General features: G+C 55.7%; 21 protein-coding genes. 8 read left to right on the forward strand and 13 right to left on the reverse strand.

What is annotated here, in order from left to right; all coding sequences use genetic code 11:
- Nucleotides 1–35: 35 nt before the first annotated feature.
- Entirely contained in the window at nucleotides 36–365 is a 330-nt protein-coding gene (locus LOY53_RS02830) for a hypothetical protein (protein WP_252826572.1), read from the reverse strand.
- A 377-nt stretch (nucleotides 366–742) separates the two neighbouring features.
- On the opposite strand from LOY53_RS02830, the gene LOY53_RS02835 reads away from it, so the two are divergent.
- From LOY53_RS02835 to LOY53_RS02855, 5 genes are all read left to right on the forward strand, one after another.
- Entirely contained in the window at nucleotides 743–2,806 is a 2,064-nt protein-coding gene (locus LOY53_RS02835) for an ATP-binding protein (protein WP_252826573.1), read from the forward strand.
- A gap of 266 nt (nucleotides 2,807–3,072) precedes the next feature.
- Nucleotides 3,073–3,597 (forward strand): hypothetical protein, encoded by a 525-nt coding sequence (locus tag LOY53_RS02840; protein ID WP_258703569.1) that lies wholly within the window; start codon nucleotides 3,073–3,075, stop codon nucleotides 3,595–3,597.
- A gap of 300 nt (nucleotides 3,598–3,897) precedes the next feature.
- Complete coding sequence (locus tag LOY53_RS02845; protein WP_236185171.1) at nucleotides 3,898–5,076, forward strand: DUF262 domain-containing protein; 1,179 nt, start codon at nucleotides 3,898–3,900, stop codon at nucleotides 5,074–5,076.
- Entirely contained in the window at nucleotides 5,052–5,801 is a 750-nt protein-coding gene (locus LOY53_RS02850; RefSeq protein WP_143484550.1) for an MAE_28990/MAE_18760 family HEPN-like nuclease, read from the forward strand. The genes LOY53_RS02845 and LOY53_RS02850 overlap by 25 nt, the downstream gene beginning before the upstream one ends.
- 22 nt (nucleotides 5,802–5,823) lie before the next feature.
- Nucleotides 5,824–6,234 carry a very short patch repair endonuclease gene (locus LOY53_RS02855; protein WP_258703570.1) on the forward strand — a complete coding sequence of 137 codons (411 nt, stop codon included), beginning with the start codon at nucleotides 5,824–5,826 and terminating at the stop codon, nucleotides 6,232–6,234.
- On the opposite strand, the gene LOY53_RS02860 is transcribed toward LOY53_RS02855, so the two are convergent.
- Entirely contained in the window at nucleotides 6,221–7,261 is a 1,041-nt protein-coding gene (locus LOY53_RS02860; RefSeq protein WP_236185173.1) for a DNA cytosine methyltransferase, read from the reverse strand. The genes LOY53_RS02855 and LOY53_RS02860 overlap by 14 nt on opposite strands.
- Nucleotides 7,262–7,673: 412 nt before the next feature.
- Between LOY53_RS02860 and LOY53_RS02865 the strand changes: the two genes are divergently transcribed.
- Nucleotides 7,674–7,898: an AlpA family transcriptional regulator gene (locus LOY53_RS02865; protein ID WP_079380831.1), complete on the forward strand. Its 225-nt coding sequence runs from the start codon at nucleotides 7,674–7,676 to the stop codon at nucleotides 7,896–7,898.
- Between the two features lie 158 nt (nucleotides 7,899–8,056).
- Nucleotides 8,057–9,115 (forward strand): inovirus-type Gp2 protein, encoded by a 1,059-nt coding sequence (locus LOY53_RS02870; RefSeq protein ID WP_252826575.1) that lies wholly within the window; start codon nucleotides 8,057–8,059, stop codon nucleotides 9,113–9,115.
- A gap of 18 nt (nucleotides 9,116–9,133) precedes the next feature.
- Here LOY53_RS02870 and LOY53_RS02875 read toward each other — a convergent pair whose 3' ends face one another.
- The 11 genes from LOY53_RS02875 to LOY53_RS02925 form a co-directional block, all read right to left on the reverse strand.
- The gene (locus tag LOY53_RS02875) at nucleotides 9,134–9,844 is read right to left on the reverse strand and encodes a hypothetical protein (RefSeq protein ID WP_252826576.1); all 711 of its coding nucleotides are present in this window, start codon (nucleotides 9,842–9,844) and stop codon (nucleotides 9,134–9,136) included.
- 75 nt (nucleotides 9,845–9,919) lie between these two features.
- Entirely contained in the window at nucleotides 9,920–11,125 is a 1,206-nt protein-coding gene (locus tag LOY53_RS02880) for a phage integrase central domain-containing protein (RefSeq protein ID WP_252826577.1), read from the reverse strand.
- A gap of 394 nt (nucleotides 11,126–11,519) precedes the next feature.
- Complete coding sequence (locus LOY53_RS02885) at nucleotides 11,520–12,221, reverse strand: helix-turn-helix transcriptional regulator (protein ID WP_258703571.1); 702 nt, start codon at nucleotides 12,219–12,221, stop codon at nucleotides 11,520–11,522.
- 177 nt (nucleotides 12,222–12,398) lie between these two features.
- The gene (gene ppa / locus LOY53_RS02890; RefSeq protein ID WP_016497835.1) at nucleotides 12,399–12,926 is read right to left on the reverse strand and encodes an inorganic diphosphatase; all 528 of its coding nucleotides are present in this window, start codon (nucleotides 12,924–12,926) and stop codon (nucleotides 12,399–12,401) included.
- 92 nt (nucleotides 12,927–13,018) lie between these two features.
- Complete coding sequence (locus LOY53_RS02895; protein WP_252826580.1) at nucleotides 13,019–13,834, reverse strand: zinc-dependent peptidase; 816 nt, start codon at nucleotides 13,832–13,834, stop codon at nucleotides 13,019–13,021.
- Between the two features lie 8 nt (nucleotides 13,835–13,842).
- On the reverse strand, nucleotides 13,843–14,490 hold the full coding sequence (locus LOY53_RS02900) for a DedA family protein (RefSeq protein WP_027594930.1): 648 nt from the start codon (nucleotides 14,488–14,490) through the stop codon (nucleotides 13,843–13,845).
- 327 nt (nucleotides 14,491–14,817) lie between these two features.
- Nucleotides 14,818–15,276 (reverse strand): GNAT family N-acetyltransferase, encoded by a 459-nt coding sequence (locus tag LOY53_RS02905; RefSeq protein ID WP_027594931.1) that lies wholly within the window; start codon nucleotides 15,274–15,276, stop codon nucleotides 14,818–14,820.
- A gap of 108 nt (nucleotides 15,277–15,384) precedes the next feature.
- Nucleotides 15,385–16,203 carry an ethanolamine ammonia-lyase subunit EutC gene (gene eutC / locus LOY53_RS02910; RefSeq protein WP_252826581.1) on the reverse strand — a complete coding sequence of 273 codons (819 nt, stop codon included), beginning with the start codon at nucleotides 16,201–16,203 and terminating at the stop codon, nucleotides 15,385–15,387.
- An 8-nt stretch (nucleotides 16,204–16,211) separates the two neighbouring features.
- Entirely contained in the window at nucleotides 16,212–17,606 is a 1,395-nt protein-coding gene (locus tag LOY53_RS02915) for an ethanolamine ammonia-lyase subunit EutB (protein WP_027594933.1), read from the reverse strand.
- A gap of 49 nt (nucleotides 17,607–17,655) precedes the next feature.
- On the reverse strand, nucleotides 17,656–19,104 hold the full coding sequence (gene eat / locus LOY53_RS02920; protein ID WP_027594934.1) for an ethanolamine permease: 1,449 nt from the start codon (nucleotides 19,102–19,104) through the stop codon (nucleotides 17,656–17,658).
- A gap of 166 nt (nucleotides 19,105–19,270) precedes the next feature.
- Entirely contained in the window at nucleotides 19,271–20,791 is a 1,521-nt protein-coding gene (locus LOY53_RS02925) for an aldehyde dehydrogenase family protein (protein WP_099452783.1), read from the reverse strand.
- 254 nt (nucleotides 20,792–21,045) lie between these two features.
- Here LOY53_RS02925 and LOY53_RS02930 point away from each other — a divergent pair, with 254 nt between their 5' ends.
- A complete protein-coding gene (locus LOY53_RS02930; protein ID WP_258703572.1) occupies nucleotides 21,046–23,010 on the forward strand; it encodes a sigma-54-dependent Fis family transcriptional regulator in 1,965 nt (654 codons plus the stop codon).
- The last annotated feature ends 60 nt before the right edge of the window (nucleotides 23,011–23,070 follow it).

The raw sequence follows: 23,070 nt of genomic DNA on the forward strand, positions 1-23,070 counted from the left end.
GGTCCGATTCAGAGCTTTTAGCTCCGGGGATGACATCAGCGCGGAAGATTGAAGCGATGGTTGCAAAGCAAGCAAACGTTGTGTGCCAAGACATGGCGATCAAGCGACTCGCCCAGTTTGGCACCAAATGCGCAGCCACCGACACCTCCGATCAGGCCTCCAAGTATTGCGCCTGCTAAAGAGCCTAGGGTTACCCCTATCGGCCCTCCGATTGCGCCGAGAATTGAACCTGCCTGCCATCCCTTTTGGGCTGCGCTGACACCTTGTGCGGTACCGCCGAGGGCGCCAATAGCCGCTCCAGCTTTCATGGCCTGATGGGAACAGGCTATTTTGGGGGAGTTACAGCGGGGGCAATTAATAGACATTAAGCTAAGCTCCTGAGTGGTAATGTCTATGCTGTTATGTAGGGCTGAGTTTTTTTCGACTGAGCGTCAATGACTGCATTCAAGCTGATCAGTGAGCGCGTTTCAGTCGATCCTCCTAGCGCTCCTCTGTAACCTAGCTTTTTAGCTAGATTACAAAAAATTCGCGTGCTTGCTGTTAGGCGGGTAATTCGGCATAGTCCCAATACATAAGGCGCGGCTCCTCGGGGTACCGCTGGGGAGAGCTTTTCTCTAGACCGCTTATAAGGCGTCAAGAGAGGTGAGGGTTTCGTACGATGACAGTTGTAGATGCGAAATAACTTTTAGCGAGCTGGGGAACTCCTACTGTCGCGATCGCCGGAATTAGGGCAGGAGCTTCAATGGATGAACAAGGGGGAAAAATGTCGATCGTTACCTGTAACTCTTGTGGAGAACCAATTGAGGCCTCGGCGGAAATTTGCCCGCGCTGTGGCGTGGCTAACCCAACTGAGCCACTCAAGCTTGAGCTTGATTTGAATGTTTTAAATCACTTGGGTATCAATCTGTATAGCAACACCCCGGCGGTGCTTACCGAGATTGTTGCTAATGCATGGGATGCTGACGCTTCACGAGTTGATATTGAAATAAACAGTTCGACCATTACTATCACCGATAATGGTATCGGTATGAATTATTCGGATTTAAGGGGGAAGTTCTTAACGGTAGGCTATCCGCGTAGAGATAATGGAGAGATTTCTACTCCAAGTGGTCGCCAGTGCATGGGGCGTAAGGGTATTGGCAAACTTGCGATGTTTTCTTTGGCGAAAAGCATTGTGGTTATCACTCGAAAGGCGGATGGCGGCCCCTACGGTTTAATCTTCTCGGTAGAAGATTTGAAAGAAAAAATAAAAAATAAGAAAGATTATATTCCTCGGCGCATAGACGACTTTTCTCCATATTCGTTACCTGAAACAGGAACGGTAATAAAGCTAATCGAGTTGCAGCAGCGGGTTAATAAAACGGAGTCGTTTCTTCGAAAGAGGATTGCTCGTCGTTTCAGTGTGATCGGTGCTGCCAATGATTTTCAAGTTTATGTTAATGGCCAAGGTATTGGGCTGAGTGATAGGGCCTTCTATCAAGATGTTCAATTTTTATGGACATTCGGAGACCGTCAAAAGGCGGCCTCAACCCTTGCGGCCTGTAGAAATGTAACGCCAAAGTATCACCATCACTTTGATGGTGTGACATCTGATGGAATGACTGTCGACGGTTTTATTGGTAGTGTTGTAAAACCTGAGCAGTTAAGAAAAGAAGGCGATAATAACAATACCATCACCCTATTAGCTAACGGTCGATTGTTTGAAGAGGATCTTCAAAAGCGAATTGATGACTCAAAGGTTTTCAATAGTTATCTAGTGGGCGAGCTAGAGGTCAATGGATTGGATTTGAATGATCGTCCTGATATTGCCGTCAGCAGTAGGCAGGGTGTCCAAGAGGACGATCCGCGCTATCAGGATTTTCTTGCATACATCAAGTCTCGTCTCGGTGAAATCGCCAATTTCTGGGATGCCTGGCGTAGAGAGGTCGGTGGAGCTCAAATGGTCACCGAATTTCCTAAGCTTAAAGATTGGATAGAGTCTTTGCCGCCGCGCCATAGGCCTAAAGCGCAACAGCTCATAAATAAGATCAATACCATTCGGTTTAGCGGGACAGAAGAGTATCAGCGAGTCCAACGAAGGGAGGTGGTCAAAGCTCAAGTTCTGGCGTTCGAAAAGCTTCGGCTTCAAGATAACTTGGATGCGATAGCCAATATCGATGTGGAAAAGAATGTCGCCGAATTTCGCGAGATAATGATAACCGTTGAAGATCTTGAGGCATCTTTGCACCGAGATATAATTTCTCAACGACTGGCGGTAATTAAAAAGCTTGATGAGGATCAGCAGAATAGAGTTAAGGAGGTGGTTGTTCAAGAGCATATATACAATCACCTTTGGCTTGTTGACTCAAAGTGGGAGTATAAAGAAAATCCTACAGATTGGGAGCTGCGCTTAACCGCACATCTAAAAACTGCTTGCCCTGATACAACTGAAGGAGCTCGTCTTGATATCGGCTATAGGACAACTGCAGGCCGGTACATAGTGATTGAGCTCAAAAAGCCGGGGCTTCCTGTAACTGCTAGTGCATTGCTGGATCAAGGTGAAAAGTACGTTATGGCCCTCAGTGAGTACTTTGATAAAAATCCGGGCTCATCACCAATTGCGGGGCAGGCGCCGTCGATTGATGTAGTCTTTATTGTGGATAAGTGTCCAAAGCTCCACGAGATTCACCAAGGACGTTTGCGAAATATAAATGGTCGCATTACCACTTATAAGGACTTGGTTGTACAGGCCAACTCTGCTTATGAGGATTATTTACAGGCTTCAAAGAAGGTCGGTCGCATAAGGGAAATAATTGAGAATATTTAATTAAGCATATGCTCTCTCTCAAATGCACGTCATAGGGGCGTTGAGAGAGAGCAAGATGTTCTCATGCTCACCTATAGTGGCTTCCAGCGACGGTCATGTCCAAGTGTGCTGAATTATTTTGCGCTATTAGTTCTACTTGGTTTGAAATAGGTTCACTTAATCAGGATTGCTAGGTTGCTAATGGTTGGTCGCAAATATGGTTCGAGTTTAGTGCTGTGCTGTGCTGAGCTATTGCCTGTCGTTGTCATTTTCAACAAAGGTAAAAAATGAATTTGATTCCCACTAAAGCGGAAATTATGGAAGTGCTTGAGCAGGCGGCTAGAGAGGTAGTCGTTTCTTTTATTGTGGGGGGTGTCCCATTATTAATTTTCGCGCCAACTAGCAAAGTGTTGAAAGAGCTGGTCAACGCCAGCCTTGCCCCTGTACCACTAATGAAGTGGTACGCGTGCTTGATGATTCCTCTTTGTGTCGGAGCCATTCTTGCAAAGTTTTTTAATATGCGTAGAGGTCGTACCCTCCAAGCTTCTAGGTGGTTTTTTCGAATTTTGAGCGATTCCGCAGGCACCATGGCAAGCGCCATTCAGCTGGCACTTGGGGCAGCGTTGGGATTCGTGGTCACCTGGCAGTCTGCCGAGCCTGAAACTCTTACAGGCCTGAATGCGTTGAGCCTAAGTGTCACTATTCTCTCTATGCTTACCTTCTCAGTCATGCTATCTGTATTTCTTCCGATACTCCGAAATCCTCGAACGTCAGGCCAGAGTCGGGCTCAGAATGTTGTCTGGGTCGATTAAGTACCTGCAGGGTGGCTTTGCACATCTGGTAAGTCTCGATAAGCCATGCCGTGCTCCTGCGTCTCGCCGCCTCCGCTGCAACACTGGCCACGGGTAGCTCGCTGGTAAGGGGGCGCTTTAATCAATCAAGAAGCTGACCGAGCAAGCGGCCCGGCTTCCCCGGGAAAGGTGCTTATCTGGCGAAAGTGGCATTTCGTACGCCTTCTGACTGAAAGTGACGTCGCGGACGGTGATGTCGATGCGCTATATTCTCTGCATCCGTCTGCTTTGCGGACTAATTTGGGAGCGAAGGGGTAAGGGATGAGCGACGGTGGTCAGATAGACATGCTTGGGGCTGGCAAGGTCGAAAAAACCGAAGAGGATATGGCTCGGCTTGATCGGGAGATTTCTGAAACTGCAGAGCATCATGATCTACAGTTACGGGAATATCCGGTCGAGGTCTTGGTTCAGAAATATTCGGATGGTTTGGATACGGATAGTGCTGAAATATTCATACCGGACTATCAGCGTGAATTCATTTGGCTTCCAAAGCAGCAAAGCAGATTTATCGAATCGTTATTCATGAACCTACCTGTAACTCCTCTGTATATGGGCGAGACAGAGGACGAAATGCACCCCGGTGCATGGGAGGTTATTGATGGTAGTCAGCGTTTGAGAACGCTTTACTACTTCATGACAGATCGGTTGGTCCTTTGTGATTTGAAAAAAATCAAGTCGTTAAATGGATTCAGATATAGCCAGCTCCCCGTCAAGTGGCAGCGTCGAATTAAAGGTAAGGTTGTCCGGATAGCTGTGCTTACAGTGCGGCTGGATGAAGGGTCGCGTCGCGAGATGTTCGATAGACTTAACTCTGGCGGCACTAAACTTCAGCCAATGGAGCAGCGGCGTGGGCATAGCGATGGTCCATTCCTCACTTTGATTGAGGAGTTGGCGAAAGATCCGGTGTTCAGAAGTATTTGCCCACTTTCGGAAAAAAGGGCGAAACTTAGGGAATATGAAGAAATGCTTCTGCGGTTCTTCGCTTATCTCGACAATGCCGAAGGTTTTGTGCATGAGGTTACGCCGTTCCTCACTGACTATTTGACGGAAATGAACAAGAGAGCGGAAGAGGAAGAAGGCCTCATCGACGGTTACAGGGATGAGTTCAATCGAATGATTGCATTCGTCGAAAAAAACTTCCCTTATGGTTTCCGTAAAGAACCTAATCATAAAACTGTCCCACGGGTCCGCTTTGAGGCTATCGCTGTCGGCGTTGCTAGAGCTATCCGTGAAGAGCCGGAGCTTGCACCATCTTCTGACGTCGCCAAATGGCTGGAAAGTAACGAGTTCAAGTTACATACCAGATCGGATGCCACGAACTCAAGGCCAAAGCTCCTCGATCGGCTCTATTATGTTCGCGACATGTTGCTTGGGCGGGAGCCTGAAACCATGCGGAAAAGGCCGGTTGATGATGATTGGAAAAACTTGGAGCTTTTCTGAGTATGCTAAAGGCCAGGGAAGTCTATGAAACCCGTGTCGAAGAAATCGATATATATTTCGATTTCCTCTTCAAAGTTGTAGATAGAAATGCGCAATTGTCGCTGGCGCTACCGTTCGGTGAAGGTGCTCCTGGTGAGCGTGAGCTGGTGCATATAAAATCAAGTCTCATCGATACTCTCAAGGCCAATGGTTTTTTATTGCTTTACAATATCGTAGAGGCCTCGGTGAGACAGGTTTTGCAAGCGATCAGAAATGACATGCAAAAATATGGTCATCATTTCGACGACTTACATGATGACTTGCAACATCATTTCGCTACTCTAATGAAAGATGACGACATTCGTGGGCGTATAAAGAAGCAGCGAATGGACGGGCGTCCTCCGCTAGCCGTGGCGATCATCAATGCAGGCTTTGAAGCTAACAAAATAGGTGGAAATGTTCACTACGGGGAGCTCGAAAAACTGGCAAAAAAATTCGGCTTCAATCCAGGGAAAGATCCTTATTTGAAGGAGTACAATCTGGCGCCTCTGTTGGAGGTCAAGAATCGGCGTAATGATTTAGCGCATGGCAGCTTAGCTTTTTTGGCGTGTGGTTCTAATGTCACGATCGATCAGATAATGGCGATAAAGGTATCCGTAGTCGATTACCTTGGTGTGCTCCTCGATAATATTGAAGTTTATCTCTCAAAAAAAGGCTATCTAGCTACGCCTCCCGGTGCAGCGTGATATTGATTTTTCAGGAGGTGTGGTGACTGAGCTTAAGAGCGAGGTAAGAAGTCGTATCATGCGCTCTGTGAAAAGAGCGCATACCAAGCCGGAAGTTTTTGTGCGAAAGCTGATACATTCTTTAGGGCTTCGCTTTCGTTTAAATCGTCGTGATCTGCCGGGAAGCCCTGATATCGTTCTGCCTAAATACAGAACAGTTATATTCGTGCATGGTTGTTTCTGGCATAGACACGATGGGTGTCGTTTTTCAACTACGCCTAAAACGAGAGTTGAATATTGGCTTCCTAAGTTTGCTTCGAATGTGGAGCGGGACGCCAGGAAGGAAAGAGAGCTTAGAGAGTTGGGGTGGCGGGTTATGATAGTCTGGGAGTGTGAAACTCGCGACGAAATATCATTGATGGCCCGCCTGAGACAGGATTTTAGGCTTCCTTGAATTTTTCTACATGTGCTTTGAGGCTCAAGCCGATAACTTCTCCCAGCCGCACAGGGACCGCATTACCTATCATTCTACCTACAGCTTTGAACGTGATGTTGTTCGCCGGCATGAACTGATAATCAAGGGGGAAAGATTGTAGCAACGCCGCCTCACGAAGTGAGATGCCTCGATTTTGTTCGGGATGTCCGAACCGACCATTTCCAAAACCATAGCAAAGCGTTGTCATAGTTGGACTCGGTTGGTCCCAGCGCATCCGGCCATAAACGCTCGGATAGCTCTTTCCACTTGCTCTCTGATGGCACTCTGCTCGGAGTTTGACCGGCCAATCTTTCCAGCTGCCCCCTGGACGAGAATGGATGATCCTTTTGAGATTCAGAGGCGTCAGACGAGAGGCACGATGCAAGGGATCATTTGGATCGCACTCGCCTGAGGCGATAGGCGGAAGGTGTGCGATAGTTTCTGCAACCGTCATTGGGTGATCGTTGTGAGTCGGGCCGATCAAGGAAATAGGGCCTAGTTTCGACGCAAGCAGTACGTGGCGACGACGCTGCTGCGGAAGACCATATTCCGTGCAAGAGACACGCTCCGCCCATACGAAGTACTCCATCTTCTCCAAAGCCTTGACGAAGTCATGATAGACCTCATGCTTGGTGACGTCCGGCACGTTCTCCATGGTGACAAGCTCAGGCCGTACCTCTTCGATCAGCCGTTTGAAAGCGTATAGCAATGGCCACTTTCGATCCGACTTGGTATCGCGACCCTGATTGTAGCTGGAGAACGGTTGGCAAGGAGCACAGCCCGCTAGCAGCTTGATTGCGCCTGGACGATACCAGCCAGAAATCTCGTTTCCTGAAACGTCCTCTACGCTTTTCGTGACGAAGGTCGCTCCATTGTTCTCTTCGTAGGCGAATTTGCAGTTAGAGTCGATGTCGTAGCCTGCGCGAACGCCTACGCCCACACGACGCAAACCAGCAGTCAAGCCGCCAGCGCCACAGAAAAGGTCAACAGTGTCAATCATTGCCATCAAAAAATGCCCCCAAGGAGGGGGTATTCTACATTGATGCAATCAAAAGATCGAGGTCGCTGATCGTCAAGTGTGGTCAGACCCTTCTGCCCTGGGCCTTGCGCCACTCCGTCATCTGAGGGCAGGCGGTTGAAGCTAGCAGCCTGCCAGGACAACAGCAGTCATTCCTGTCGCTGCAATGGGAATGCTCGGATCGGCCTGGAGGCTGGACGCGCTCAGTCCCGTCAGCTCTCGTTCGGTGCCGCTGTCGTTTTGCCTAATGAAACCGGCGATGGGAACCAATTCCTACAGCTTGGGAACCAATTTTTCAGTGGAGAGTGGAACTAAAATCTACAGGTGCCACGGCACTGTGGTTTTGTTAGCACTGCCAGGTAGCTAGGCTTGCTCTCGTTCTGTGAAGGCGGAGGAAGCCATGGTTCCAGTTAACAGCTCAGATCGCGTGTTGCGTCTGAAACAGGTTCAAGAAAAGACAGGTCTTGCCCGGTCTACGATCTATGATCGCCTGAATCCACGTTCGGCTAGGTTCGATAATTCGTTTCCTAAGCCTTTCAAGATCGGTTTATCAGCAGTAGGTTGGCTCGAAAGCGGCATAGATGAATGGATATCTAAGCGAGCGTCCAATTTGATCGTTTATTGAGTTTGGTACTAATTCTCTTAGCTCTGATCTAGTTATTTTCTCTAAGGCGCCGGAGAAAAGCATATTGGTGCTCCGGCGCTGGCGAAGATTTTGCTGGAGAGTGCTTTTGGTTTTTATAAGTATTTATCTTTCATCCCAAAAGGTAACGGGAGGGCGCTGTGCTTGTTGAGATATTAAATGATGAAGATTTAATAGGGGAGATGGTTGAAGGTCAATGGGCCTTGATGACCACTGAGGAGGGGAGTGACCTGCTAATCAAGTCCGATGAGTCGAGTTTGATTTATGATGTGTGCACCGTGACGCAGGTAGTTATGGGGCTGTTATCCAAAGCAGAGATGCTTAAAGTAGGTAGAAGCGGAAAGCGCAGCTTGACTCCGCTTGGGCGGAAGACTCTGGAATGTCTTCGTATTGACTTTAATCGTCTTGTGGCAGCATTCCCGGGAGGCGCTTTCAATCCCTATGTATACGCATTCGTAGAGGCCACCGGTAGGCTGATGAGTGATGAGGCGTTTTGGGGTGTGTCTGCCTATCCCGATCGTTTGGTAATGGGCGACGTAGTTAAGGCTTTCAGGATATTAGCTGAGGAGGTTTTGGGGGTTGATGCTGGGGGTGCACTGAAAACTACTTTGAGAAATGCTGCGCGTAATGCGAGAAAGAATTTGACTGGTCTTAATGCTTACGTAGACGCTTTGCTGGAACGGTATTCGAGGTTGGTGGTCGTAAGAGTCGATTTAAGATATGCAATCGGAGCGGTTGATGCTAATGCAGATTCGATTGCTATTGTGAAAAGTGATTTTAATTATTTCTTGAGCTTCGTAAAAGGGAAGCGATTTGGTAAGGATGTTTGCGGCTACGTGTGGAAGTTGGAGTATGGAGCAGTCCAGGGCTGGCATTACCACGTTCTGTTGTTTTTGAATGGTGCGAAGCATAGAGAGGATATTTCCATCGGAAAGGAGCTTGGAGACAAATGGATGGATATCACTCGGCAGAAAGGATGTTATTTTAATTGTAATGCAAGGAAAGAAAAATATAAGAGGCCTGCTCTAGGAGTGGTTAGCTGGCGTGACTTCGAGAAAGTAAATAATCTCAAAATAGCGGCAGGTTATCTTGCAAAGGCAGACATGCTGATACGCCCGAATCTGGCTGGCGGCGAAAGGGCGTTAGGAAAGGGCCGTATGCCTAAAGGGCATTCTGGGAAAGGTCGGCCTAGGCAGTGAAGCTCACAGCTAAGCAGTTTAGTTTTTAGGCGTACCCTTTCTTTTTCTTTGTACATGCTGCGAGACAGCAAGCGCTACGTCTGGATATTCGCGTGCCCACCGCATGAGTCTAGTAGTGATATCTTCCGGGGTTTTAAGTTTAAGGGTAGTCCTTTCGTAGTTTACGATATGGTCGGATAGCTCTGAGGCAAGATGACTTGTTGTCTTCCAGCCATTTTCTGGGCTTTTTTCATTTATGCACTTGATGAAGTGGCTTCGCGATTCTGCATAGACTGAATTTTTTGCCTTCGCTGCTGCTTCGTTTTTCTCTAATGTATCTATATGTTTGTTTGTAATTATGTCGGATGCTGTGCTGGTCGCACCTAGGAAGTAGGCAGACATTATAAGTCCCCAGATAGCCGCAGGCTGGTTGCTATCCCTGTCTAGCTGATCAGCCATGGTTCGGAAAGTTAGACACATTTTTCCGTAGTAGTCTAGGTTGCTGTTATGGTTGAGTATATCTTCTTGTAGTTTTCCAAATGCCTTGTCAATGGTTTTTGTCGTATGTTTCTTGTCAAGGATTTTTTTAGAGTGATTTTCTAGTAATTCTGCGTATGGGCGTAATGAATAGATCTCCATAAAGCGTTCCTCGGCCAGCCCATCGAAGTCGTTGAAGACATCATCTAAGCTTTGAGGTGGATTTGACATCAATGACATTATGTCGTTGGGGAGTTTTTTATTTTCTTTCATGGTTTGTTTTCTGCTGCGGGACTATTTGCCTTCCCTGGCAAATTTTTATCTGTTTGTCCGAGTTGTAGGCGCAGATTACTTCGTGATACTGCTCAGAGAAAATGTAGCCCACTCACTCATCAAAGCTCTGCGTTTGTCAAGGAAGTCTGATCGAGAATATGCACCTTCGGTTTGGTCTCGCTCGTCGTGAGCTAATGCTGTTTCGCATACTTCTCTAGGATGATTCGTGCATTCATTTGCCCAATCTCGAAATGTTGATCGGAAACCATGGCGCGTTATTTCTTTTTCTCCGATGCCATGCAGCAGATTTCGAATAGCATTAGCATGCATCACTCCAGATTTTCCATGGCCAGGAAAAAGGAAGCGACTGCTTTCAATTTTAGGCACTGCTTTGACAAGCGTTATCACTTGTTCGGGTATTGGAATCACGAAAGGCTTGCGCATCTTCATCCGTTCGCCCGGTAGTGACCAGAGCCCAGCCTGTAGGTCAAACTCATCCCAGCTTGCGAATCGCACCATGTGCGATCGGGCGCCGGTAAGGATGAGGAGCTGTGCTGCGATTGAAGTTGACGTTTCAATGCCCTGAAGCGTTGACATCAATGGGGGTATGTCTTGCCAGCGCATTGCCGTGAAGTGCTCTCGTTTCCGTGCTTTTCTTTTCTCGATTCGGCTCAGCAAGCTGTCTAGGTGACCGCGCCAGCGTGCCGGGTTTTCACCCTGGCGAAGCCCACGGGCCTTTGCAGCATCCAATACCTGCTCTATTTGGCCCCGTACCTCGTCCGCTGTCCGGGGCTTAACTGACCAGATCGGTTTCAGGATGGCCAAAACTTCCTCAGTTCCGACTTGATCAGCTGAAAGGGAGCCTATGTGCTCGAATGCATAGAGTTCTAGCTTTCTGAGCCAGCCCTTTCGCCACTTGTCGGACCAGCTACTCCCATGTGCTTCACAGTAGCTCTTGGCAAGCGTTTCGAACTTGACCCTCTTCGCTTCGCTGGCCTTCTGATGTTCGAGTAAAGCAGCCCGCTCCACATCACGGGCATGAAGGGGATCGATGCCGTCTACCAGTTGGCGTCGTTTGGCAGCGGCGTCCAAGCGCGCTTCTTTCAGGCTGACCGTGGGGTAAGCCCCTAACCCCATTTCTCTACGTCGGCCAGCAAGCTGGAATCTGAGAACCCAAGATTTCCGCCCAGTGCTTTTCACGACGAGTCGCAGACCTTCGCCGTCCTCATACGTACCGGGCTCTACCAGATTCTCGACCTGCTTCGGATTTAGCTTTCCCATTCTGTCCTCCGAGGGATGCATATCTGTCCCCCCAGTCGTCCCCCCACATTTACGTCGGATGGCGCAAAACAGAGTTGGACCCCATAAGACGCATGATAGGCTGAGAGGCCCGTAGATCCTAGGGTCTGACAAAGTGATTTGGACTGGTGGGGATTTCTTCGGACAAATAAAAAGCCGGCTTGTGGCCGGCTTCTCGGGGACGCTTCCGACTAATTTATGGTAAGCCGCAACCGCCTTAACTGTGTGGTCACAAGGACCTGATAGAGATGGTCAACACCCGTGTGGGATGTCGCCGAGCCCTCTGGACCGCGGCTTGCGCCGGTCGGGGCTAAATGTGCCGCGTAGCATACAAGGGCTTGCGCAGTATGCCCAGCAAAAAATGGCACAGCGTGTTTCAGCTGGGGCGATGGAGGCGGAAATGCGACCAGTGGAAGACCCACCCGAGAATCTCCAGGCCCTGGGCCTGGCGCTGGGCGCGGGTGTAGCGCTCGACGGCGTAGTTGCGCCGGTCATGGCTGTGCAGGTACAGGGTGCCGTGCTGGCCGAGGCTGAGGTTGTTCACCTTCAGGGTGCCGTTGTGCAGCAAGGCATAGGTCTCGCCCTCGATCACTTCGGTCATGCCTAGGTCTACCGCCAAGGTGGCCTCCAGCGGGATCAGCGGGGCCATGTTGGCGGCAGGCATGGCCAGGCAGATGGCATTTTGCGCAGCAACGCCCAGCGCCTTTAACGCCGTGGTAGGCAGGCGCAGGTGATGGTTGGCCACAGGGGCAAGCAGGCCGTGCTGCAGTGCGTAAAACGGCACCTGCAGCAGCCGGCCGCCGTGTGCCGACAGCGGGGTGGGCGGGTTGGTGTGCGGTGGCCGTGGCGGGCCGCTGCGCAAGATCGGGTTGGGGTGCTTGGGGCCTTCGCCGCTGCGCAGCCAACGGCGATGCACGCAGAACAAGTCGGCCATTTCATCGAGGCGAGCCAACGGAACACCCCGTCTGAACCAGTTGTTGACGTGCTGGGGTGTGACGCTGCGTTGGGCAGCGAAATCGGAAGGGGTCAAGCCACATTCGTGCAGCAGGGCTTTGAGGCGGTCACCGGATGTGTTCATGGCCGCGAGTGTAGCGGCCGGGTGCCAGCTGGCATATGAACCGGATGTTGATGCGGCTTGTGCGAAATGTGCTTGGTTGTAGGGCGCTGGAGTAGGGCGATGTAGGAATTTTTACTGGAAGGGTGTTCCCTCGCGCATAAAAAACCCCGCCGAGGCGGGGTTTTTCAGCAATCGGTATCAGCCTTTGTAGGCAGCGACCGATTTGGTGATCGCAGCACGGGCGGCATCGGCGCCGTCCCAGCCTTCGATCTTGACCCACTTGCCCTTCTCGAGATCTTTGTAGTTCGCGAAGAAGTGCTCGATCTGCTGGATCAGCAGGGCTGGCAGGTCGGTGTATTCCTTGACGTCGACATACAGCTGCGACAGCTTGTCGTGCGGCACAGCGATGACTTTGGCGTCGCCGCCGCCGTCGTCGGTCATGTTCAGGATGCCAACCGGGCGGGCACGGATGACCGAGCCTGGGGCAACTGGGTATGGGGTCACGACCAGCACGTCGAGCGGATCACCGTCGTCGGCCAGGGTGTTCGGGATGAAGCCATAGTTGGCTGGGTAGAACATCGGGGTAGCCATGAAACGGTCGACGAACAGGGTGTCGCTGTCCTTGTCGATCTCGTATTTGATCGGCGCGTGGTTGGCCGGGATCTCGATGGCGACGTAGATGTCGTTCGGCAGGTCTTTGCCCGCCGGAATCTTGCTGTAGCTCATTGGGCAGTGCCCCCGTAGTTGACCAAAAAGTGGCGGCGATTATAGGCACATTCCGCATGGGCATGCCACGCCTGGCCTGATGTGCGGCCGCGTCAGGCGTGGCCTTCGCGGTAATCGGGGTGTTCGGCCTGCAACTGGCTCAGGCGCGCCAGTGGGTCTTGGCGGTAGAACAGCGACAGTTGCTGGTAAACCTGCGGATACGCCTGCTGCAACAGGTCGGGGGCGCTGAAGAAGTATTCGCTGGTGACGGCGAAGAATTCTGCAGGGTTTTCTGCCGCGTATGGGTCGATGGGCGTTTCGGCGTCGGGGTTCAGGTCCAGCTGGCGGTTGAGGTCGTCATAGGCCTGTTGCATGGCCGTCGCCCACTCATCCACGGGCATGCCACTGTGCAGCGGCGGCAGGCCGTTGGCGTCGCCATTGAGCATGTCGAGCTTGTGTGCCAACTCATGGATGACCAGGTTGTAGGCCTCCCAACCACCACTGGCCAGCACCCCGTTCCAGGCCAGGATCACCGGCCCCTGTTGCCAGGCTTCACCGCTGTGTTCGCCGTCCCACACATGCTCCACACCACTGGCATCGCGGTGGCGCTGAGGGCTTTTGAAGTCGTCGGGGTAGAGGATGATTTCGTGGAAACCCTGGTACCAGTTCAGGTCACCCAGGTGCAGCAGTGGCAGCTGCGCCTGGGCAGCGAGGAACAGGCGCTGCTCATCGTTCAACTCGACACCGGGCAGGGTGGTCAGGTGCTTTTCAAGCAGAAACAGGATGCAGGCTTCGCGCAGCCAGCGATCTTCTTCATCGCTGATACCGTCGAGCAACGGCAGGTGTTGGCGAACTGCCTGCCATTGCTCGGCTGTGATCGGGTAGCGCTTCAGGGTGCGCCGACGCCGCCAGGCGCTGAAAGACCACATGGCTGGGGTCAGTGAGCCTTGGCGGCACGGCCCAGGCGACCGCGCAGCAGGCCGAGCACCATCGGCACCAGCGACAGGAAGATGATACCCACCACCATCAGCGACAGGTGCTGCTTGATGAACGGTACATTGCCAAAGAAGTAGCCCAGCGTCACCAGGCCACCAACCCACAGCAACGAGCCGGCGACGCTGAAGCCCAGGAAGCGCGGGTAGTGCATGTGGGCAATACCGGCGACGAACGGCGCGAAGGTACGCAGAATCGGCAGGAAGCGCGCCAGGGTCACGGTCTTGCCGCCATGGCGTTCATAGAATTCGTGCGTGCGCTGCAAGTAGTCGCGGCGGAAGATCTTCGAATTGGGGTTGTTGAACAACCGCTCGCCGGCCGTTCGGCCAATCACGTAGTTGGTACTGTCGCCCAGGATCGCCGCCGCCATCAGCAGGCCCGCCAGCAGGACTGGGTCCATGCCGCCACCGGCCGCCACGGCGCCAGCGATGAACAGCAGCGAATCACCTGGCAGGAACGGCATCACCACCAGGCCGGTTTCGCAGAAGATCACGGTGAACAGGATGGCGTAGATCCAGGGACCGTAATTGGTGACCAGCAGATCGAGGTAGGCATCGAGATGCAGGATAAGGTCCAGCGGGTTGAAATCCATGTACAGCACCTGTGTTCTGGGGCGTAGGCTCGGTTACCAGGGGATGGGTAAATTTTCACACATGACAAGTGGGGCATTATACGGCGAAGTGAGGATCATGCCCGTGGAGTTTGTAGCGGCGGGTTACGGAAGGGGAAGATTCATACTGCCTGTACCGGCCTCGCTGCCGGCAGGCCCACCCATACCTCTGGCCATGCGCAATCCTTGTAGGAGCAGCCTTGTGCTGCGAAGAGGCCGGCGCCAGCACTGTTAATCTCCACTGCTGGCGCCGGCCTCTTCGCAGCACAAGGCTGCTCCTACAGGTACAGGCGATAAGGCCTGCGCAGGTCAATCCTGATGGATCGGCAGGATGTAGCTCTCGAACTCGGTGTCCTTGCGAAAGCCGATGGACTCGTAGGTCTTTTGCGCTGCCTCATTGTTGGCGCTGGTCGACACCCGCATCCGCACGGCATTGGTCTCTTTCGCCATCTTCTTGGCCTCGCGCATCAGGTGGTCGGCCACCAGCATGCGTCGCGAGTCTTCGGCCACATAGATGTCGTTGAGAATCCACACGCGTTTGAGCGACAGCGACGAAAAGCTTGGATACAGCTGGCAGAAACCGAGCAATTTGTTGGCATCGTCATCCGCCAGTGCCAGGTAAATCACCGACTCGTCCCGCTTCAGGCGCTTTTCCAGAAAGCTGCGTGAGCTGTCCGGGTAGGGCAATTGCCCATAGAACTCGCGGTATTTGACGAACAGGGGGGTCAGCAGGTCGAGGTGTTCCAGGGTTGCCTTGATGATACGCATGTGCGGCCCTCAGGATCCATTTGGGGAAACAGCGGATTGCCAGCCGCTCTCAACAGCATGCTGCCTAATGCGTGCGAGAAGCGCAATCCGCCTTCCGTGACATGATTTTTACCCTTTTCCGAGCAGAAAGTTTCCTTTTTGGCTGGCGGGGGTACCGCTCTCCAGGCTATGGACCTCGGCTTCGTCCTTCAGATTCACCCCAGAAAGCTGCCGGCGACACGCTTCTCGCATCAGGTACAGCAAGCGGTGGGCCGCCATGCCATAGCTCAGGCCCTCAAGGCGCACGTTGGAGATGCAGTTGCGGTAGGCGTCAGTCAGGCCGACCCGCGGCGCGTAGGTGAAATACAGGCCGAGGCTGTCGGGCGAGCTCAAGCCCGGGCGCTCGCCGATCAGCATCACAGTCATCCGTGCGCCGAGCAGTTCGCCAACTTCGTCGGCCACGGCCACGCGGCCCTGTTCCACCAGCACCACCGGGGCGCTGGTCCAGCCGTCGGCGGCGGCCTGTTCCTCGAAACGGGTCAGAAACGGCAGGGTATGGCGGTGCACGGCGAGGGCTGAGAGGCCGTCGGCGACGACGATGGCCAGGTCGACACCGCCCGGGTTGGCCTGGGCATGCTGGCGCAGGGTTTCGATCGAGTCTTCGTTCAGCCGCCGACCCAGGTCCGGGCGCTGCAGGTATTGGTCGCGGTCGTGGGCGGCGCTGTGCAACACCAGGCTGTCGCGCCCGCGGTCACTGAGCTGGGCGGTCAGCCCGGCATGGTCGAAGGGCAGGTGCACGGCATCACGGGCCTGGGCATGCGCGAACTGGAAGTCCAGTTGTGCGCCGGTCGGCAGGCTGGTGCCGGTGCGGCCCAGGGCGATACGCGCCGGGGTCAGGGTACGCAGGGCCAGCCAGGGGTTGTCGGGGGTTACGGTGCGAGGGTCCATGGTCATCCCTATGCAAGCTGTGCCAACGCCTGGCGGAACGCCGGCGGCAGGTTGTCACCAAAGCGCACCCGGCCATCGGCCTGGGTAAAAATGCCGGTGCGCGCCAGCCATGCTTCAAATTCGGGGCCGGGCTTCAGGCCCAGGGTCTGGCGCGCATACAGCGCGTCATGGAACGACGTGGTCTGGTAGTTGAGCATGATGTCGTCGGAGCCGGGGATGCCCATGATGAAGTTGATCCCGGCCACACCCAGCAAGGTCAACAGGGTGTCCATGTCGTCCTGGTCGGCTTCGGCGTGGTTGGTGTAGCAGATGTCGCAACCCATCGGCACGCCCAGCAGCTTGCCGCAAAAGTGGTCCTCGAGGCCGGCACGGATGATCTGCTTGCCGTTGTACAGGTACTCCGGGCCGATGAAACCGACCACGGTGTTGACCAGAAACGGTTTGAAGTGCCGGGCCACGGCGTAGGCACGGGTTTCACAGGTCTGCTGGTCGACGCCGTGGTGGGCGTTGGCCGACAGGGCGCTGCCCTGGCCGGTCTCGAAATACATGAGGTTTTGCCCAAGGGTGCCGCGCTTGAGCGACAGGCCCGCTTCGTAACCCTCCTGCAGCACGTTGAGGTTGATGCCAAAGCCTGCGTTGGCAGCTTCGGTGCCGGCGATCGACTGGAACACCAGATCCAGCGGCACGCCACGGTTGATCGCTTCGATCGAGGTGGTGACGTGGGTCAGCACGCAGGCCTGGGTGGGGATGTCGTAGCGCTGGATGATTGCATCGAGCATTTCCAGCAGCGCACAGATCGAGGCGATGCTGTCGGTGGCCGGGTTGATGCCGATCATGGCGTCGCCGTTGCCGTACAGCAGGCCGTCGAGGATGCTGGCGGCGATGCCAGCGGGTTCGTCGGTCGGGTGGTTGGGTTGCAGGCGGGTCGACAGGCGCCCGCGCAGGCCCATGGTGCCGCGGAAGCGGGTGACCACGCGGATTTTTTGCGCCACCAGGATCAGGTCCTGCACGCGCATGATCTTCGACACCGCCGCCGCCATTTCCGGTGTCAGGCCCGGCGCCAGCGCGCGCAGGCTGTCTTCGTCGGCTTCTTCGCTGAGCAGCCAGTCGCGCAGGCCGCCCACGGTGAGGTGGCTGACCGGTGCGAAGGCCTGGGCGTCGTGAGTGTCGATGATCAGGCGGGTGACCTCGTCCTCTTCATAGGGGATCAGCGCCTCGGTCAAAAAGTGCGTCAGCGGGATGTTGGCCAAGGCCATCTGTGCGGCGACCCGCTCACCGTCGTTGCTGGCGGCGACACCGGCCAGGAAATCCCCAGAACGCGCGGGGCTGGCCTTGGCCATCACGTCCTTGAGGCTGTCGAAGCGGTAGACCAGGTGGCCTACCGTGTGTACGAAACTTGCCATACAGATTCTCCAGAGCGCCGCGGGGCTGGCCCGCGGCGGGTGTCGGCGATCAGTGCAAGGCCTCTTCGGCCTTCTGGATCGCGGCGAATTCCTCTTCCGGTGTGCCCGCTACCAGGTGGTGGCGGCTGTAGAACGCAAAGTAGGCAATTAATACTCCATAGATCACCGCCGCGCCAATCACAACCCGCGGGTCGACCAGGAAGCCCGCCACCACGGCGATGCACGCCAGTACCAGGGCTACGCCCGAGGTGAAGATGCCGCCCGGGGTGCGATACGGGCGTTCCATTTTCGGACGGCGGATGCGCAGGGTGATGTGTGCAGCCATCATCAGCACGTAGGACAGCGTGGCGCCGAACACTGCGACCAGAATCAGCAGGTCGCCCTGGCCGGTCAACGACAGCCCGAAACCGATGAGGCCGGGGATGATCAGGGCCAGGACCGGCGCCTTGCTTTTGTTGGTCTCGGAGAGTTTGCGCGGCAGGTAGCCGGCCCGGGACAGCGCGAAGATCTGCCGCGAGTAGGCATAGATGATCGAGAAGAAGCTGGCAATCAGGCCAGCCAGGCCGACCAGGTTGACGAAGCTGCCCATCCAGGTGGAGCCGCCATAGGCTTTGGACAGTGCCTCGACCAGTGGGTTACCGGAGGCCTTGAGCGCTTCGGAGCCCGCCGCGCCAGGGCCGATCACCAGAATCAGCAGGGCGAAGGCCAGCAGCACCAGCATCGCGCCGATCAGGCCGCGGGGCAGGTCGCGTTTCGGGTTTTTGGTTTCTTCGGCGGCCAGCGGCACGCCTTCGACGGCGAGGAAGAACCAGATGGCGTACGGGATTGCGGCCCACACGCCGACATAGCCGAACGGCAGGAAACTGCTGGCGCCGGCGGCGTCGGTCTTGGCGATGTCGAACAGGTTGGCTGCATCAAAATGGGGCACCATGCTCACCAGGAACACGCCCAAGGCAATGGCGGCAATGGCGGTGATGATGAACATCAGCTTCAGCGCTTCGCCGACGCCGAAGATGTGGATGCCGATGAACACGATGTAGAACGCCAGGTAGATGACCCAGCCGCCGATGCCGAACAGTGACTCACAATAGGCACCGATGAACACGGCGATGGCCGCCGGGGCAATGGCATATTCGATGAGGATGGCCGTGCCGGTAAGAAAACCGCCCCATGGGCCAAAGGCGCTGCGGGCAAAGCCGTAGCCGCCGCCTGCAGTGGGGATCATCGACGACAGCTCGGCCAACGAGAAGCACATGCACAGGTACATGGTGGCCATCAGCAGGGTGGCGAGGAACATGCCGCCCCAGCCGCCTTGGGCCAGGCCGAAGTTCCACCCGGCGTAGTCGCCGGAGATCACATAGGCGACCCCGAGGCCAACCAACAGCACCCAGCCGGCTGCGCCTTTTTTCAGTTCACGTTGCTGGAAATAGTCCGAACCGACTTTTTCGAAGTCGACAGAAGAGCCTGCCGGCACATTACCGGAATGATCGCTTGGCATAGTTTCACCTGTTGTTTTTCTTGGTGGCCGGAGGGACTTCCAGCCCATGGTGATAGGTACTGCAGGAAGCGAGCCAGAGCGGTTCGTGCACGGGAATCGCACTGGCTTGTAGTGGCGATGAACCGCTGCGGTGGGCTGCAAAGCAGCCCCCGCAGTTATCCCAGGTTTAGAAGAAGCCCAACGGATTGATGTCGTAACTCACCAGCAGGTTCTTGGTCTGCTGGTAGTGATCGAGCATCATCTTGTGGGTCTCACGCCCAACGCCGGACTTTTTGTAACCGCCAAACGCGGCATGCGCCGGGTACAGGTGGTAGCAGTTGGTCCACACGCGGCCAGCCTTGATGCCGCGGCCCATGCGATAGGCGCGGTTGATGTCGCGGGTCCACACACCGGCACCCAGGCCGAACTCGGTGTCGTTGGCAATCGCCAGGGCTTCGGCTTCGTCCTTGAAGGTGGTGACGCTGACCACCGGGCCGAAGATTTCTTCCTGGAACACGCGCATCTTGTTGTTGCCCTTGAGCAGGGTCGGCTGGATGTAATAACCGGTCGAAAGCGCGCCTTCGAGTTTTTCCACCTTGCCGCCGGTCAGCAGCTCGGCGCCTTCTTCCTTGGCAATTTCCAGGTACGATAGGATCTTCTCGAACTGCTGTTGCGACGCCTGGGCGCCGACCATGGTGTCGGTGTCCAGCGGATCGCCACGCTTGATCTGCAGGACCTTCTTCATCACCACTTCCATGAACTGCGGGTAGATCGACTCCTGCACCAAGGCACGCGACGGGCAGGTGCACACTTCGCCCTGGTTGAAGAATGCCAGCACCATGCCTTCGGCGGCCTTCTCGATGAAGCTTGGCTCGGCCTGCATGATGTCTTCGAAGTACACGTTAGGCGACTTGCCGCCCAGCTCGACGGTGGACGGGATGATGTTTTCGGCGGCGCATTTCATGATGTGCGAGCCGACCGGGGTCGAACCGGTGAAGGCGATTTTGGCGATACGTTTGCTGGTGGCCAGCGCTTCGCCCGCTTCGCGGCCGTACCCTTGGACGACGTTGAGCACGCCTTTGGGCAGCAGGTCACCGATCAGCTCCAGCAGTACGGTGATGCCCAGCGGGGTCTGCTCGGCGGGTTTGAGGACCACGCAGTTGCCTGCGGCCAGGGCCGGGGCGAGTTTCCACGCGGCCATCAGCAGCGGGAAGTTCCATGGGATGATCTGCCCGACCACGCCCAGAGGCTCGTGAATGTGATAGGCGACGGTGCCTTCGTTGATTTCGGCGGCGCCGCCCTCTTGGGCGCGGATGCAACCGGCGAAGTAACGGAAGTGATCGACCGCCAGCGGGATGTCGGCGTTGAGGGTTTCGCGGATGGGCTTGCCGTTGTCCCAGGTTTCGGTAATGGCCAGGACTTCAAGGTTCTGCTCGATGCGGTCGGCGATTTTCAGCAGCACGTTGGAGCGGTCCTGAACGGACGTGCGGCCCCAGGCATCGGCGGCGGCGTGGGCGGCATCCAGGGCTTTGTCGATGTCTTCGGCAGTGGAGCGGGGAAACTCTGCGATCAGCTTGCCATTCACCGGGGAGGTGTTTTCGAAGTACTGCCCCTTGACCGGAGCTACGAATTCACCACCGATGTAGTTGCCGTAGCGGCTCTTGAAGGTAACCTTCGCGCCTTCGGTACCGGGATGTGCGTAACGCATGGTGTATCTCCTGGCTATTGTGTTTGTTAGGGAGTTGAAAAGCGTAGAGCAAAGGTTGGGCCAGTGTTTTGAGGTTCAGCTAAATCAAGCACTTAGGGTAATTTTCAGGGGCTTTGAAGCGCCGCTGTGCCAGCTGTGGTACGGCCTGTGTGACACTTTGTGCCATTTGCGACACGCTGCCGGCAGGTGCATTGCAAAGGCCTGCCGGGTGGAGGATGCTGGCTGAACGCTCGATCTGCGGAGAACCACAACACATGCAGAGCAATCACTTGAGTCGCCATGCCCAGCAAGTGCATACCGTTGCCCACGGTGAAGCCGGGGCGGGCGGCAGTGACCCGGCGATCGCCCGGTCCTGGCTGCGCTGCCTCGAGGATTACCACCTCGACCCGACGCTGATCGAGGCCCCCGTGGTGCTTGAACACGGGCGCTTGCTGGAAACCCGCGAGCGCCTGCACCAGGTGCTGAAAATTGCCGACGCCGAGATGAACAGCCTGCATCAGCAGCTCTCTGGCGCTGGCCATGCGGTGCTGCTGACCGATGCCCGCGGGGTGATCCTCAACTGTGTCAGCGCCCCCAGCGAGCGGCGCATCTTCGAACGGGCAGGGCTGTGGCTGGGCGCCGACTGGAGCGAAGCGCGCGAAGGCACCAACGGTATCGGCACCTGCCTGGTCGAGCGCCAGGCCCTGACCATTCATCAGCACGAACACTTTCGTGGCCGCCACACCGGCCTGACCTGCTCGGCAAGCCCGGTGTTCGACCCGCATGGCGAACTGCTGGCGGTACTCGACGTGTCGTCGGCGCGGCCCGATGTGTCGCGGCAGAGCCAGTTCCACACCATGGCCTTGGTCAACCTCTCGGCGAAGATGATCGAGAGCTGTTATTTCCTGCGTCATTTTCAGCAGCAGTGGCTGCTGCGCTTTCATTTGCAGGCCGAATCGGTCGGCTTGTTCAGCGAGGGCTTGCTGGCCTTTGGGAGTGACGGGCGGATTTGCGCCGCCAACCAGAGCGCGCTCAACCTGTTGGGCACTGTTCGCGGCGGCGTACTGGGGCAACCGGTGGAGCGGTTTTTTGCCTGCAGCCACGACGAACTGTTCAGCCGCGCCGTGCCGGGCGGCAGTACCGTCTGGCCGTTGCAGACACGCGACGGCCGCCAGGTGTTTGCCAGCCTGCGAGGCCAGGCGCGTACGCCGGTCTGGTCAGTACCGCTCAGCCAGCCCCAGCCCCAGCGTGCTGAAGCGCCAGGCATCTGCCTGCTCGACCCGGCGTTGCAAAACGACTTCCGCCGCTGCGTGCGGGTATTCGAGCGTGATGTGCCGCTGCTGTTGCGTGGCGAGACCGGTTGCGGCAAGGAAGCATTCGCGCAGGCCGTGCACCAGGCCAGCCAGCGTCGCGGCAAGCCGTTCGTGGCGATCAACTGCGCCTCGATCCCAGAGAGCCTGATCGAAAGCGAGCTGTTCGGTTATCGCGGTGGCAGCTTTACCGGCGCGCGCAAGGAAGGCATGCGCGGCAAGCTGCTGCAGGCCGACGGCGGCACGTTGTTGCTGGACGAGATTGGTGACATGCCGCTGGCCTTGCAGACGCGGCTGTTGCGGGTACTGGAAGAGCGCCAGGTGGTGCCGATTGGCGGCGAGCCCCAGGCCGTGGACGTGCGCGTCGTCAGTGCCACCCACCGTGACCTGCTGGAGCGGGTGGCGCAGGGCAGCTTCCGCGAAGACCTGTATTACCGGCTGAACGGGCTGGAGGTGGCCTTGCCCTCGGTGCGTGAGCGCAGTGACAAGGGCCAGTTGCTGGACTTTTTGCTGCGTCAGGAGGCCCAGGGGCTCGTGATCGATATCGAGCCACGCGCACGCCAGGCGCTGCTGGAATTCGCCTGGCCCGGCAACGTGCGGCAGATGCGCAATGTGCTGCGCACTTTGGTGGCGCTATGCGATAACGGCTGCATTGAAGTTTCTGACCTGCCTGCCATGTTCAGTGTAGGGGCGGCCTTGTGTCGCGAAAGTGCCGCAGAGCGGCCCCAAGCTCTCAGCAGTATTAGCGGTACCACCTCACAGCTCGATCTCGACCCCAGGCCGCTCCTGCAAGATGCCGAGCGCCAGGCACTTTTAATGGTACTGGAGGCAAACCGCTGGCACTTGACCCGCGTTGCCGAGCACCTGGGCATCAGCCGAAATACCTTGTATCGAAAACTGCGCAAACACGGCATCGCCCGGGTCGGCTGAGCGAAACAGCGGGTGCGATTTCCCGCGCCCTGGGCTACCCTGCCTCGATGTTTTGCGAGG

Source organism: Pseudomonas sp. B21-031 (assembly GCF_024748985.1).
GTDB classification, from domain to species: Bacteria; Pseudomonadota; Gammaproteobacteria; order Pseudomonadales; family Pseudomonadaceae; genus Aquipseudomonas; species Aquipseudomonas kermanshahensis.

What these genes read in the sequence shown, in the direction of transcription:
- LOY53_RS02830 (WP_252826572.1), bottom strand. Translation starts at nt 365, where the DNA reads ATGTCTATTAATTGCCCCCGCTGTAACTCCCCCAAAATAGCCTGTTCC.
- LOY53_RS02835 (WP_252826573.1), top strand. Translation starts at nt 743, where the DNA reads ATGGATGAACAAGGGGGAAAAATGTCGATCGTTACCTGTAACTCTTGT.
- LOY53_RS02840 (WP_258703569.1), top strand. Translation starts at nt 3,073, where the DNA reads ATGAATTTGATTCCCACTAAAGCGGAAATTATGGAAGTGCTTGAGCAG.
- LOY53_RS02845 (WP_236185171.1), top strand. Translation starts at nt 3,898, where the DNA reads ATGAGCGACGGTGGTCAGATAGACATGCTTGGGGCTGGCAAGGTCGAA.
- LOY53_RS02860 (WP_236185173.1), bottom strand. Translation starts at nt 7,261, where the DNA reads ATGGCAATGATTGACACTGTTGACCTTTTCTGTGGCGCTGGCGGCTTG.
- LOY53_RS02865 (WP_079380831.1), top strand. Translation starts at nt 7,674, where the DNA reads ATGGTTCCAGTTAACAGCTCAGATCGCGTGTTGCGTCTGAAACAGGTT.
- LOY53_RS02875 (WP_252826576.1), bottom strand. Translation starts at nt 9,844, where the DNA reads ATGAAAGAAAATAAAAAACTCCCCAACGACATAATGTCATTGATGTCA.
- LOY53_RS02880 (WP_252826577.1), bottom strand. Translation starts at nt 11,125, where the DNA reads ATGGGAAAGCTAAATCCGAAGCAGGTCGAGAATCTGGTAGAGCCCGGT.
- LOY53_RS02885 (WP_258703571.1), bottom strand. Translation starts at nt 12,221, where the DNA reads ATGAACACATCCGGTGACCGCCTCAAAGCCCTGCTGCACGAATGTGGC.
- ppa (WP_016497835.1), bottom strand. Translation starts at nt 12,926, where the DNA reads ATGAGCTACAGCAAGATTCCGGCGGGCAAAGACCTGCCGAACGACATC.
- LOY53_RS02895 (WP_252826580.1), bottom strand. Translation starts at nt 13,834, where the DNA reads ATGTGGTCTTTCAGCGCCTGGCGGCGTCGGCGCACCCTGAAGCGCTAC.
- LOY53_RS02900 (WP_027594930.1), bottom strand. Translation starts at nt 14,490, where the DNA reads ATGGATTTCAACCCGCTGGACCTTATCCTGCATCTCGATGCCTACCTC.
- LOY53_RS02905 (WP_027594931.1), bottom strand. Translation starts at nt 15,276, where the DNA reads ATGCGTATCATCAAGGCAACCCTGGAACACCTCGACCTGCTGACCCCC.
- eutC (WP_252826581.1), bottom strand. Translation starts at nt 16,203, where the DNA reads ATGGACCCTCGCACCGTAACCCCCGACAACCCCTGGCTGGCCCTGCGT.
- LOY53_RS02915 (WP_027594933.1), bottom strand. Translation starts at nt 17,606, where the DNA reads ATGGCAAGTTTCGTACACACGGTAGGCCACCTGGTCTACCGCTTCGAC.
- eat (WP_027594934.1), bottom strand. Translation starts at nt 19,104, where the DNA reads ATGCCAAGCGATCATTCCGGTAATGTGCCGGCAGGCTCTTCTGTCGAC.
- LOY53_RS02925 (WP_099452783.1), bottom strand. Translation starts at nt 20,791, where the DNA reads ATGCGTTACGCACATCCCGGTACCGAAGGCGCGAAGGTTACCTTCAAG.
- LOY53_RS02930 (WP_258703572.1), top strand. Translation starts at nt 21,046, where the DNA reads ATGCAGAGCAATCACTTGAGTCGCCATGCCCAGCAAGTGCATACCGTT.